This window comes from Thermoanaerobaculum aquaticum (assembly GCF_000687145.1).
Lineage (GTDB): Bacteria > Acidobacteriota > Thermoanaerobaculia > Thermoanaerobaculales > Thermoanaerobaculaceae > Thermoanaerobaculum > Thermoanaerobaculum aquaticum.
The window spans coordinates 1-12024 of sequence record NZ_JMFG01000011.1 but is presented as its reverse complement, the minus strand read 5'-3'; the positions used below and the strand labels follow the sequence as shown (position 1 = coordinate 12024).

Genomic DNA, 12024 nt, shown 5'->3' with positions numbered 1-12024 from the left:
CACGTGCCTGACGGCCGGCTGGTGGGTTACGGCATGGAGCACGAAGGTAAATGGGGCAATTTGCCCGGCATTTACCTTCTGGGTGAAAGCTAGTCGGGCTTTTTGAAAGGAAACAAAAAAGGTGAACCAAAACGTCAAGAACGTAATGCTGTTTTTGGTGGTGCTGGTGTTGGTGGTGGTGCTTTGGAACTGGGTCACCACCACCCGCGCCGCCACCCAGGAAATTCCCTTTTCGGAGTTTTTGGACCGGGTGGACAAGGGGCAGGTGAGCGAGGTGCTCATCCGCGGGGAGGAAATCCTCGGGCGGAGCCAACAAGCCCCGCCCCGCCCTTTCGGGCAGCGCCCCTACGAGTTCATCACCTACTCCCCGGGTTACCCGGATTTGGTTAAGGCCCTGCGGGAAAAGGGCGTGAAGATCAAAGCCGAGCCTCCCTCCCAGGGTTCCTTTTGGACAGGGCTCATCTCCTGGTTGCCCTTTCTGCTGCTTTTGGGCATGTGGTGGGTGTTTTTCCGGCAAATGCAAATGGGGGGCAACAAAGCCCTGGCCTTTGGCAAGTCCCGGGCCCGCATGCTCACCCCCGATCAAAAGCGGGTGACCTTCAAGGACGTGGCCGGGGTGGATGAAGCCAAGGAGGAGCTTCAGGAAATCATCGAGTTTTTGAAAAACCCCCAGAAGTTCGCCAAGCTCGGCGGCAAGATCCCCAAGGGCGTGCTGCTCATGGGACCCCCAGGCACGGGCAAAACCCTGCTGGCCAAGGCGGTAGCGGGCGAAGCCGAGGTGCCGTTTTTCTCCATTTCCGGTTCGGACTTCGTGGAGATGTTCGTGGGGGTAGGAGCCAGCCGGGTTCGGGACCTCTTTGAGCAGGGCAAGAAGAACGCCCCCTGCATCATCTTCATTGACGAAATTGATGCCGTGGGCCGGCACCGGGGTGCCGGGCTCGGAGGCGGCCACGACGAACGGGAGCAAACCCTCAACGCCCTGCTGGTGGAAATGGACGGCTTTGAGTCCAACGAAGGGGTGATCCTCATTGCCGCCACCAACCGCCCGGACGTGTTGGATCCGGCGCTTTTGCGTCCCGGGCGCTTTGACCGTCGTATCGTGGTGAACCGCCCGGACCTTAACGGCCGGCTGGAGATCCTCAAGGTACACACCGCCAAAATTAAGCTGGCGGACGATGTTTCACTGGAGGTGCTGGCCCGCTCCACCCCGGGGTTTTCGGGAGCTGATATTGCCAACCTGGTGAACGAGGCGGCGTTACGGGCAGCCAGGCTCAACAAGCAAGCGGTGGAAATGGAGGACTTCGAGTACGCCAAGGACAAGGTGATGATGGGGGCGGAGCGCCGCTCGCTGGCCCTGTCCGAGGAGGAAAAGCGCATTGTGGCCTACCACGAAGGGGGGCACGCCCTGGTGGCGGCGCTTTTGCCCAACGCCGATCCTCTCCACAAGGTCACGATCATCCCCCGAGGCATGGCCCTGGGCTTGACCCAACAGCTGCCTGAGGAGGACCGCTACCTCTTGCCCAAGAGCTACCTGGAGGATGAGCTCACGGTGCTGTTGGGTGGCCGCATTGCCGAGGAGCTGGTGTTTGGCCCGGACAAGGTCACCACTGGCGCCGGCAACGACCTGGAGCGGGCTACGGAGCTGGCCCGCAAGATGGTGTGCGAGTGGGGGATGTCCAACATGGGTCCCCTTACCTTTGGCAAGCGTGAGGAAGCCATTTTCCTGGGCAAGGAGTTTGCCCGCCATCAGGACTACTCGGAGTCCACGGCGGTGGCGATTGACAGCGAGATCAAGCGCCTGGTGGAGGAGGCCTACCGGCGGGCTCAAGAGCTGGTGCAAAAGCACCGGCCGGTGCTGGACCGCATTGCCGAGGCCCTGCTGGAGCGCGAGGTGCTGGAAGGGGAAGAGGTGTACCAGCTGGTGTCGGAGTTCACCGGCGTGCCGGTGGAAAAGCTCAAAGGACCTGGCCGCCCAACCCCAGCGGTGGCAGCGGTGTCCAGCTAGAAAGCCTTCTACCGAAAGCCCGGGGTTTTGGCGCAAGGGGTACAATGCCGCCGTGGTGGTCTTGAGACTTCTCCACACCATTCTGGCCTTTACCGTGGCCGTGGTGGATACCGTAATCATGGGTGCTTACGGCACCTTGGTGGGTTTCTTGCCGCCCAAAGGGGATTGGACCAGGAACGGCGCCCGGCTTTGGGCCCGCATCATCCTTTGGGCCTGCGGGGTGCGCCTGCGGGTGGAGGGGGCGGAAAAGCTCCCCACCGATACCCCCGTGGTGTTCATGGCCAACCACGAAAGCTGGTTGGACATCCCCGCGCTTTTGGTGGCAATTCCCGGTCAGGTGCGGTTCTTGGCCAAGAAATCGCTGTTTTCTGTTCCCTTCCTGGGTTGGGCCATGCGCGCCATGGGCTTTATCCCGGTGGATCGGGAAAACCGCCGGCAAGCCATCCGTTCCTTTGAGGAAGCCGCCGACCGCATCCGCGCCGGCCGCTCGGTCCTGGTGTTCCCCGAAGAAACCCGAACCCCAACCGGTGAGCTGCTGCCGTTCCAGCGGGGTGGGTTTCTCATTGCGCTGAAAGCGCAGCTACCCATCGTTCCGGTGGGCCTGCAAGGACCGCGGCGGATTCTGCCCAAGAAGCACTACCTTTTGCGTCCGGGGACCATTACCGTGCGCTTTGGCGAACCGGTGCTCACCGCCGGGTTGGGGGTTACGGCAAAGGAATCGCTCATGGCGCGGGTGCGTGAAGCGGTGGATGCCCTGCGCACGGGAAGGGAAGCGGCAGGCCTAGAGGTTGTTCACTGAGGGGGTTTCATGCTCACCGAAGAAAGGGTTTGGGAAGCGCTAGCTACCGTCATGGACCCGGAAATCCCGTTTTCCATCGTGGACTTGGGGCTGGTGTACGGGGTTTGGGTTTTGCCGCCGGATGCGGTGAAGGTGCAGGTGACGCTCACGGTTCGCGGCTGCCCGCTGATCCACCGCATTACCGACGATATTCGGGAAGCGGTAAGCCGCCACACCGGGGCCAAACAGGTGGCGGTGGAGGTGGTTTGGGATCCACCCTGGAACCCGGCCATGGCCTCGCCGGAAGTGCAAAAGCGGATGGGTTGGGCGTAGAAAGGGGCAAGGATGGTCACGGAACAGCAGGTCCTGGAGGTGTTGCGGGCGGTGAAGTTCCCGGGTCTCACCCGGGACATCGTGTCTTTTGGCTTCGTCAAGGGCGTGCGCATTGAGGGCGAAAAGCTTGCGGTGGAAATCCGCCTCACCACCGCCAACCGGGAAGCGGGGCCGCAGGTGGAGCGGGATGCCCGGGAGGTGCTTTCCAAGCTCGAGGGCGTGAGGCAGCTTGACCTCAAAGTTACGGTGGAAGCCCCGGGGCAAGCGGCAGTTGCGCCCCAGGTGTTGCCGGGGGTGCGGTACAAGGTGGCGGTGGCTTCAGGCAAGGGCGGGGTGGGCAAGTCCACGGTGGCGGCTAACCTGGCGCTGGCCCTCAAGCAGCTCAACCTGGATGTGGGCCTTTTGGATGCCGACATTTACGGGCCTTCCCAGCACCTCATGATGGGTTGCGTGGACCCCCCACGGGTCACCGAGGACGAAAAGATCCTGCCGGTGAACGGCAACGGCGTGAAGGTCATGTCCCTGGGTTTCCTTCTGGACCCCGATACCCCGGTGATCTGGCGGGGCCCCATGGTCATGAAGGCGCTGCAGCAGTTCGTGGAGGACGTGGCCTGGGGTGAGCTGGACATCCTGGTGGTGGACCTACCCCCGGGCACCGGCGACGCCCAGCTCACCATCACCCAGCAGTTACCGCTGGACGGGGCCATCATCGTCACCACCCCCCAGGACGTGGCGCTCATCGATGCCCGCAAGGGGCTTTTCATGTTTCAAAAGGTCAACGTGCCGGTTTTGGGGGTGGTGGAAAACATGTCGGCTTTCCTTTGCCCCCACTGCGGCTACCGCACAGAAATCTTCAAATCGGGAGGGGGGCGCCGCACCGCCGAGGAACTGGGGGTGCCGTTTTTAGGGGAAATCCCCATTGATCCCGAGGTGGTGGTCACCGGCGATGCGGGGAGACCCATCGTCGCCGCCCGCCCCGACTCGCCGGCGGCTCAGGCTTTTGACCGGCTGGCCCGAGCGGTGGTGGAGGCTCTGGGCGGGCGCATCCGCAGGTAAGCTATTTTGCTTTTTCCGGGATGCCTCCGGCTTGCAAGATGGCGGTAAGCCGCTGCTCAAAGGCCTTGGGTTCCAGGGGCAGGTGCTCGCCGCCGGCAAAGTAGCTGGGGGTGCCCATAACCCCTAAGCGGTAACCCAAAGCCAGCTGGTCCAGCACCGTTTGCACGGCCCCTTCGCGCATGTAGCAGCTGCGCAAGCTCCCTTCGTCCACGCCGTTTTGGCTGGCAAAGGCAAACACCGCTTCATCCACCGCCTCCAGCTTCATTTCCGCTTGCTGGGCGAACATGAAGTCCTTAAAGGCCGGAATCAAAGCGCTGTTCTTCTGTCCAAAACAAACCGCCGCGACCGCCGCGCGAAAGGCCCAGGGGTGAGCGTTAACCAGGGGGAAGTGGGCGGAGACGTGGGCCACCGGCAGCTTGTGGAGGATCGGCTTGAGCTCCCCCCAGGCTCGCTTGCAGGCGGGGCACTGCATATCGGAAAACTCCACCACAGTGAGCTTCGCCTTGGCATCCCCAAAATCGGGGGTGAGCTTGGCTTCTGCCAGGCGCTCCCGCCGCACCTGGCGGGGATCTTTGTCCAAAGGCCAGCTTTCACCTATGACGAGGAACTTGCCATCGCCGGTGATAGCCACCGGCATCCGCACCCACCCGTAGCCGGTGGAGTAGGTCACCGCCAGCTGCACCACGCCCCCGGGTTTTTGCGCCAGGCTTGGCCACCTTACCCGGAAGGAGCCTCCCATGCCTTGGGCCAGCACCTGGGGCAAGGTGGATTCCGCGTAAAACGGCAGTTGCTCGGCGGGAATACCTTGCCCGAGGCCCAGGGCAAAGCCGGCGTTAACGGTGCCCGCCTGCGGGTCCACCACCAAGGTGAGGACCTCCCCTTGGCCGTTTTTGACGTCCCCCCGCACGGCGGCAAACACCTGGTACCGGCCGCCGGGGGTGGTGCCGTTGGCCGTGGGGTGAACCTCCACCGGTTGCGGGTTGGCCGGCATGTAAGCCGTGGCAAACCGCCGAACGGCTTCTACGTCGGCTTGGGCAAAAGCAGTTTGCGTCCAAAGGAACAAAGCGAGCAAGGAAAGTCGTTTTCTCATGGCGGGGGTAGAATACCAAAAGGGGGCTTCCCATGCGACCTTTTGTGGCTTTTTGCCTTGCTTGCCTGGGTTTTAACGCCGGCGCCCAGCAACCGCAAACCTTCACCACCACCACCGAGGTGCGGGTGGTCAACGTGGAGGTGGTGGTCACCGACGCCGACGGTTTGCCGGTCACCGATTTAGGTCCTCAGGACTTCCTGCTTTTTGAAGACGGCCAGCCCGTGGAGGTGAGCAACTTTTTCAAGGTGGTGCAGGCCCAGCCGCAGCTGGCAACCGAAGACACCTCCCGCGGCATTGGACCCCAGGACGAGCGGTTCCGTCGGCGGCTGGTGCTGGTGGTGGACAACAACTTCTTGGATCCCGTCACCCGCGCTCGGGCTTTGGAAAAAGCCAAGGAGTTCCTTACCCACAGCGTGGCCGGTGAGAGCGAGTGGGCGGTGGCGGCCATTGGTCAGGACCTGCAGTACCTTTTGCCCTTTACCTCCGATGCCTTTCAGGTGGCCGCGGCCCTCGATGAGGTAGGCAAGCTGCCCAGCTTTGCGTCCAGGCACCGGCTGGACTTTCGCCTGGAAAACGACCCGGTTCGCTCCCAGTACCTGCAAACCGAGGAGCCTTCCCGCGGCACCCGCTACGACATTGGCCAAACCCAGCGCTTTGCCTCCCAGGAGCGGGCCCGCCGCAACCTGCAGTCCTTTGCCGTGACCGCCCGGGTTTTGGGTGGGCTCATGCGCTCCTACGCCACCTTTGGGGGGCGCAAGGCGGTGGTGCTTTTGACCGGCACCATGGAATTTCACCCCGAGGCCCAGTACCTGGTGAGCAACGACCCCAAAACCTGGGCCGATACAGGGCTTACGGACCGGGCGCAGTCGGACCCCGCCTTGGAGTCCTTGAAGCGCGACACCGAGGAGGTGCTGCAAGCCCTGGTGCGGGCAGCGAACTCCACGGGGTTCCAGCTTTACGTCATCAACACCCGCGGTTTGGAGTCTCCCCTGCGGTTGCACGATGTGGAAAACCGCCAGCTGGGGATGGTGAAAAACGTGGGGAGTTTCACGGCACCGCCGGAAACTTCTGATCCGGAAACGGCGCCGCTGACGCTCGTTCAGGGCACCGGCGGTCTTTACCTGCGCAGCAACCAAATTGAAAAGCCGCTTACCAAGGTGTTGGAGGACACCGCCACGTACTACTCCCTGGGCTACGTCCCCAAGCACCCCCCCGATCGCCAGTTTCACAGCATTGCGGTGAAGGTCCAGCGGGCCGGCGTAAAGGTGAGGCACCGTTTGGGCTACCTGGATCTCCCGGAGGAGGAAAAGCTGGCCCAGGAGCTGGCCACGCCCCTGACGTTTCCCAAGCCCAAGGGCGCTTTGCCTGTGACCCTCAGCTTGGAAGAGCGGGGGCCTGAGGGCAAGGAGTACCGCATGGCGGCGCAGGTTACCGTTCCCCTTTCGGCTTTGGTTTTCCTGCCCCAACCCAGCGGGGGTGTGGCTGCCTCCTGCACCGTGTACCTGGCGGTGTACAACGAAAAAGGCGAAAACCTCACGGTGGTGCCCAAAAGCTTCCCGCTGTCGGTACCGGCCGGCCAGGAAGCCGCGGCCAAGGAGGGGGTCTTCCGCCCCACCCTGCTTTTCACCATCCCGCCGGGAGCCTACACGGTGGCGGCCACGGTGCTGGATGGTGTGGCCAAAGAGCACGGCACCGCCTGGCAGCAGGTGCTGGTGGGGCGGGCGCCCTAAGCACACTCGCGCTTTTGCTGGGTTTTCCGCTAAAGTTAGGGCATGGGAGGTTTTGAGCCCCAGCGGGTTTTTGCGGGGGGAAGCCCGGCCATCATGGGCATCCTCAACGTAACCCCTGACTCTTTCTCCGACGGTGGGCTTTTTCTGGAGCACCAAGCAGCAGTGGCGCGGGGCCTGGAGATGCTGGCCGAAGGCGCGGTGATCGTGGACGTGGGGGGGGAAAGCACCCGTCCGGGGGCCGCTCCGGTGCCAGCGGATGAGGAGGCGGCGCGGGTGGTCCCGGTGCTTGCGGCACTGGCCCAAAAGGCGCCGCAGGCGGTGCTGTCGGTGGACACCTCCAAGCCAGACGTGGCCGAAAAAGCTCTGGCGGCGGGCGCTCAGCTGGTGAACGACGTGACCGCCGGCGGGGATCCGCGGATGCTGGAGGTGGTGGCCGAAGCGGGAGCGGGGATCGTGCTCATGCACATGCGGGGGACCCCGCAAACCATGCAGCAGGATACCCGCTACACCCACGTGGTGGCGGAGGTGGCGGAGTTTCTAGCGGCGCGGGCGGACGCGGCGCTGGCGGCCGGCGTTCCCAAGGAGCGCATCTTCTTGGACCCCGGCATTGGTTTTGGCAAGGACCTCGAGGGGAACCTGGCCCTTTTGCGGGCCCTCGCCCATTTGGCGGCGTTGGGTTTTGCTCTTGTTTTGGGGGTTTCCCGGAAGTCCTTCATTGGCCAACTCACCGGGGCTGCGGTGGGTGAGCGTCTGCCGGGAAGCCTGGCGGCGCTCTTGCCGGCCCTGGGGTGCCCGCAGGTGGTGGTGAGGGTGCACGATGTAGCCGCCACCAAGCAGTTCCTGCAGGTGGCGCGAGCGGTGAGGGCCGCATGAGGGGCTGGGGGAAGGTTTTGCACCTGCCGGTGGATGTGGGCCTTAAGGATTTGGCCGACATCCTCCTGGTGGCCATGCTCTTTTACTTCCTGTTGCGGGCCCTGCGCGGGCGGCGGGCGCTGGCCATGCTGTGGGGGATCCTCATTTTGGTGGCCGGCTTTGTGGCTGCCCAGGCCGCGGATCTCATCACGCTTTCGGCCATCCTAGGGCAGGTGCTCTTTTACCTGCCGTTGGCGGTTATCGTCTTGTTCCAGCACGACATCCGACGCATTCTGGCGTCGGTGGGGCAGGCTCCGCTCTTGCGTTTGTTTTCGTCCTCACCCACGCGGCAAGTGCTGGTCAACGACGTGGTGCTGGCCTGCCGCACCCTGCGGGCGCGCCGCTACGGGGCGCTGATCGTCATTGAGCGGGGGGAGGGGCTGCGCAGCTACGCGGAAACCGGCATCCCCCTGGAAGCCCTTTGCACCTACGACCTTTTGGTCAACCTCTTCACCCCCGGCACCCCCTTGCACGATGGGGCGGTGATCATCCAAGGGGGGAGAATCCAGGCGGCAGGCTGTTTTTTGCCGCTCACCATGCAGCCCAACGTGTCCTCGGAGCTGGGCTCCCGTCACCGGGCGGCCCTGGGGATTTCCGAGGAAACCGACGCGGTGGCGGTGGTGGTTTCCGAAGAGCGGGGTGAGGTGAGCCTGGCGGTGGGGGGCACGCTCCACCGGGACCTGGAAGAAAGGGAGCTCCGGGACCTCCTGGTGAAGCTCCTGTACCTGGGCCAGCGGGAGGGGAAGCGGTGAGGCTCTGGCCCCGTCAACCCGGTTTGGCGTTGCTGGCTCTAGCCTTGAGCGTGGTGCTTTGGTACGCCCGGGCGTTGGAGCGGCGCATGCCGGTGGCGGAACGGGAGGTGGAAGCTTCCCTCACGCTGGTCAACATCCCCCCCAACCTGGTGGTGACCTCCGATGTACCCCGCACCGTGGCGGTGCGTTTGCGGGGCCCCTTGGAGCGGCTGCAGGCGGTGGACAAGCTGGGGGCGGTGGTGGACCTGGCCCAGGCCCGGGAGGGGGAAGCCTCCTATCCGGTGGCCAGCCGCTTGGTCAACCTGCCGTTAGACGTGGGCGTGGTGGGCATTTCCCCACCGGAGGTGGCGCTGCGCCTGGAGAAGCTGGTGTCCCGCCAGGTGCCGGTGCGGGTGGTGCTGGCCGGCAGCCCAGCGGAGGGTTTCCACGTGGCTGCGGCCAGCGCCGACCCCCGGCTGGTGATGGTGCAGGGGCCCGAGCAGCAGGTAAACGTGTTGCCTTCGGTGAGCACCGATCCGGTGGTGGTGGAGGGGGCAAGGATGGGCTTTGAGGTGACCGTGGGGGTTCGCTCGCCCAGCCCATTGCTGCGGGTGGTGGGGCCTTTAGCGGTGCGGGTGCGGGTGGACATTGGCAGGGCGGAAGAAGCCAAAACCCAGGGGGGTTCATGAGACGGCTTTTTGGAACTGACGGGGTGCGGGGGGTGCCTGGGCGGTACCCGCTGGATCAAGAAACCGTAATGGGGCTTTCCCGGGCGCTTTACCAGCTGCTGGCCCAGCGGGGTTTGCCGTTGCGGGTTTTGCTGGCGGGCGATACCCGGGCTTCCACCCCGCTTTTGGCTTCCTGGTTTGCCGGGGCTTTTTTGCGCGAAGGCGGCGAGGTGGTTTGGGCGGGCATCTTGCCCACACCCGCGGTGTCCCACCTTCTGCGCATGGACGGAAGCTTCGGCGCCGGGGTGGTGGTTTCCGCATCCCACAACCCCGCGGCCGACAACGGCATCAAGGTTTTGGCCCCTTCCGGTGAAAAGCTTTCCCAAGCCGACGAGCGGTGGCTTGAGCAGCGGCTTTCCCAGCAAGGGCTCACCGCTTCGCCGGAGCTGCCGGCGGAAGACCCTGAGTTTCGCCAGGCTTACCTCCGCTTCTTGGCGACGACCCTGCCACCGAACGCGCTTGCAGGCTTGAAGCTGGTGGTGGATGCCGCCAACGGCGCGGCAAGCTCGGTGGCGGGGCCTTTTTTCCAAGCCCTGGGAGCGCAAGTGGAGCTCATCCACGCCTCCCCCGATGGCCAAAACATCAACCTTCGCTGCGGTGCGCTCCACCCCGAAAGGCTTTCGGCGGCGGTGCGGGAACGGGGAGCCGATGCCGGCGTGGCCTTTGACGGCGACGGCGACCGGGCGGTGCTGGTGACCTCCACCGGTCGCGTGCTCAACGGCGACGACCTGCTGCTCCTGTGGGCCCGTACGCTGGCCAGGGACGGTCTTCTCCCCGGGGGTGTGGTGGTGGCCACGGTGATGTCCAACGTGGCCCTGGATGCCGCTTTGCGTCGGGAGGGCATGCGTCTGGTGCGGTGCCCGGTGGGGGATCGCGAGGTGTGGGAAACCATGGGCCGGGAAGGGGCGGCGCTGGGAGGGGAGCAATCCGGCCATGTCATTTGCGGGCATTATTCGGTGACCGGCGATGGCTTGCTCACCGCCGCCCACGTCCTGGCGGCGGGGGTGCGGGAAGGGAAGACCCTGGAACAACGGGCGGACCTCGTCCCCTTCCCGCAGGTGCTGTTGGGCGTGCCGGTGAAGGAAAAGCGGCCCCTGGAGGAGCTCCCGGAGCTCTCTCGCGCCCTCCGGAGCGCCGAATCGCGGCTGGGTGAGGCGGGGAGGGTGGTGGTCCGCTACTCGGGAACCGAAAACCTCCTGCGCATCATGGTGGAGGCTGCCGAAGCCAGCACTGCGGAAAAGCTTGCTGCTGATCTTGCGGGGATTGCCCAGCGGCTTTTGGGCTAGGTTGGCTGGGGAGCAGGGATTCGAACCCCGATACCGTGGTCCAGAGCCACGTGTCCTGCCGTTGGACGACTCCCCAGCAGGCAACGCTATTCTAGCCATTGGGAAAGGAGAGTCAACGGAGGGCGCCGTGGAAGACCATGCCAACCTGGTTTTGCTCCGAAATCAAGTAGATGAGCTGGACCGCAAGCTCTTGTTTCTGCTCCGGGAAAGGCTGGAGCTGGTGGCCAACATTGCCCGGCAAAAGCGGGAATCCCTCTCTAGCCTGCGGGATCCGGAACGGGAAAGGGCCGTGCTTGCCAGGGTGGAAGCGCTGGCCGGGGAAGCTGGTTTGGACCCCGGGCTTTCCCGGGAGCTCTTTCGGGTGGTTCTGGCCATGTCGGTGCGGGTTCAGGAGCAGGCGCTTCTGGGGGTGCATCCCAGCTGGGCTCGCAACGCCCACCGGTGCTGCTACCAGGGAAGCCCTTACGCTTACTCCCATCTGGCTGCCCAGCGCTTTTTTGGCAGCAAAAGCCGGCACATGGACTTTCTGGGCATGCCCACCTTTGCTGCCTGCGTTTCGGCGGTGGAAACCGGCGAAGCGGGTTGGGCGGTGCTGCCCATTGAAAACACCACCGCCGGCTCCATCAACGAAACTTACGACTTGCTCCGCCACGCCGCGGTGAGCATCGTGGGCGAAGAGGTCCTGCCGGTGGAGCACTGCCTCTTGGGGTTGCCGGGGGCGAGCCTTACCGGGATCCGGGTGGTCCTCTCCCACCCCCAGGCCCTGGCCCAGTGCCGGGGCTTTCTGGCTTCTCTGCCCAATGTGCAGGTCCAGGCCTTTGTGGATACCGCCGAGGCTGCACGGGAGGTGGCCCACCGCCAGGACCCCGCGGTGGCAGCGGTGGCTTCCGCGGAAGCGGGAGAAGCTTACGGCTTGCAGGTGCTGGCCCGGGCCATTGCCGACCAGCAGGAAAACTGGACCCGCTTTGTGGTGGTGGCCGCCAACCCCCTGGTCCCGGATCCCACCCTGCCAGCCAAGACCTCGTTGATCTTCACCACGCCCCATCGGGAAGGGGCGTTGGCGCACTGCCTCGCGATCCTGGCCAAACACGGCCTCAACCTCACCAAGCTGGAATCCCGGCCCCTGCCCAGCCGGCCCTGGGAGTACATGTTTTACGTGGACTTCATGGGTTCGCTGGTGGAAGAGCGCGTAACCCTCGCTCTGGGTGAGCTGGAAAGCTTTTGCCCCTTTCTCAAGGTCCTGGGCTCTTACCCCGCCCGCACCATGGCCCCGGGCAGCGAGAGCGGAAGCTGATCGCTTCCTCAGCAGACGGGCTTTGCAGCTCAGTGTCTGGCGCGTGTGGGGCCACCGCTCCTGCTGTGGGGCCGGCGCTCC

At 64.5% G+C, this 12024-nt stretch carries 11 protein-coding genes and 1 tRNA gene; 10 read left to right on the top strand and 2 right to left on the bottom strand.

Annotated features, from left to right (window positions below; translation table 11 throughout):
* Window positions 1-121 precede the first annotated feature (121 nt).
* From ftsH to EG19_RS04665, 4 genes are read left to right on the top strand one after another with little or no spacing between them, the layout of a single operon-like run.
* Window positions 122-2005 carry an ATP-dependent zinc metalloprotease FtsH gene (gene ftsH / locus EG19_RS04680; protein ID WP_081799919.1) on the top strand — a complete coding sequence of 628 codons (1884 nt, stop codon included), beginning with the start codon at window positions 122-124 and terminating at the stop codon, window positions 2003-2005.
* 52 nt (window positions 2006-2057) lie between these two features.
* Window positions 2058-2804 carry a lysophospholipid acyltransferase family protein gene (locus EG19_RS04675; RefSeq protein ID WP_053334898.1) on the top strand — a complete coding sequence of 249 codons (747 nt, stop codon included), beginning with the start codon at window positions 2058-2060 and terminating at the stop codon, window positions 2802-2804.
* Between the two features lie 9 nt (window positions 2805-2813).
* Window positions 2814-3116 carry a metal-sulfur cluster assembly factor gene (locus EG19_RS04670; RefSeq protein WP_038048115.1) on the top strand — a complete coding sequence of 101 codons (303 nt, stop codon included), beginning with the start codon at window positions 2814-2816 and terminating at the stop codon, window positions 3114-3116.
* Between the two features lie 12 nt (window positions 3117-3128).
* Window positions 3129-4172 carry an Mrp/NBP35 family ATP-binding protein gene (locus EG19_RS04665; protein WP_038048113.1) on the top strand — a complete coding sequence of 348 codons (1044 nt, stop codon included), beginning with the start codon at window positions 3129-3131 and terminating at the stop codon, window positions 4170-4172.
* A 1-nt stretch (window position 4173) separates the two neighbouring features.
* Here EG19_RS04665 and EG19_RS04660 read toward each other — a convergent pair whose 3' ends face one another.
* Entirely contained in the window at window positions 4174-5262 is a 1089-nt protein-coding gene (locus EG19_RS04660) for a DsbA family protein (protein ID WP_038048111.1), read from the bottom strand.
* 32 nt (window positions 5263-5294) lie between these two features.
* Between EG19_RS04660 and EG19_RS04655 the strand changes: the two genes are divergently transcribed.
* Genes EG19_RS04655 through EG19_RS04635 form a run of 5 tightly spaced genes read left to right on the top strand, consistent with a single transcriptional unit; the run spans window position 5295 to window position 10649 of the window.
* Window positions 5295-6992 (top strand): VWA domain-containing protein, encoded by a 1698-nt coding sequence (locus EG19_RS04655; protein ID WP_038048110.1) that lies wholly within the window; start codon window positions 5295-5297, stop codon window positions 6990-6992.
* 42 nt (window positions 6993-7034) lie between these two features.
* Window positions 7035-7865, top strand: a complete 831-nt coding sequence (gene folP / locus EG19_RS04650) for a dihydropteroate synthase (protein WP_038048109.1) — start codon at window positions 7035-7037, stop codon at window positions 7863-7865.
* Entirely contained in the window at window positions 7862-8656 is a 795-nt protein-coding gene (gene cdaA, locus EG19_RS04645; RefSeq protein ID WP_053334897.1) for a diadenylate cyclase CdaA, read from the top strand. Before folP ends, cdaA begins: the two co-directional genes overlap by 4 nt.
* Window positions 8653-9324: a CdaR family protein gene (locus EG19_RS04640; protein WP_038048108.1), complete on the top strand. Its 672-nt coding sequence runs from the start codon at window positions 8653-8655 to the stop codon at window positions 9322-9324. The genes cdaA and EG19_RS04640 overlap by 4 nt, the downstream gene beginning before the upstream one ends.
* Entirely contained in the window at window positions 9321-10649 is a 1329-nt protein-coding gene (locus EG19_RS04635) for a phosphohexomutase domain-containing protein (protein ID WP_038048107.1), read from the top strand. Before EG19_RS04640 ends, EG19_RS04635 begins: the two co-directional genes overlap by 4 nt.
* A gap of 2 nt (window positions 10650-10651) precedes the next feature.
* On the opposite strand, the gene EG19_RS04630 is transcribed toward EG19_RS04635, so the two are convergent.
* Window positions 10652-10725: transfer RNA gene (locus EG19_RS04630), tRNA-Gln, on the bottom strand.
* A gap of 51 nt (window positions 10726-10776) precedes the next feature.
* On the opposite strand from EG19_RS04630, the gene pheA reads away from it, so the two are divergent.
* Entirely contained in the window at window positions 10777-11943 is a 1167-nt protein-coding gene (pheA, locus tag EG19_RS13625; RefSeq protein WP_038048106.1) for a prephenate dehydratase, read from the top strand.
* Window positions 11944-12024: the final 81 nt, after the last annotated feature.

Excerpts from the sequence above, each read along its gene's own strand:
- EG19_RS04670 (WP_038048115.1), top strand. The coding sequence starts at position 2,814 with ATGCTCACCGAAGAAAGGGTTTGGGAAGCGCTAGCTACCGTCATGGAC.
- EG19_RS04665 (WP_038048113.1), top strand. The coding sequence starts at position 3,129 with ATGGTCACGGAACAGCAGGTCCTGGAGGTGTTGCGGGCGGTGAAGTTC.
- EG19_RS04660 (WP_038048111.1), bottom strand. The coding sequence starts at position 5,262 with ATGAGAAAACGACTTTCCTTGCTCGCTTTGTTCCTTTGGACGCAAACT.
- EG19_RS04655 (WP_038048110.1), top strand. The coding sequence starts at position 5,295 with ATGCGACCTTTTGTGGCTTTTTGCCTTGCTTGCCTGGGTTTTAACGCC.
- folP (WP_038048109.1), top strand. The coding sequence starts at position 7,035 with ATGGGAGGTTTTGAGCCCCAGCGGGTTTTTGCGGGGGGAAGCCCGGCC.
- cdaA (WP_053334897.1), top strand. The coding sequence starts at position 7,862 with ATGAGGGGCTGGGGGAAGGTTTTGCACCTGCCGGTGGATGTGGGCCTT.
- EG19_RS04635 (WP_038048107.1), top strand. The coding sequence starts at position 9,321 with ATGAGACGGCTTTTTGGAACTGACGGGGTGCGGGGGGTGCCTGGGCGG.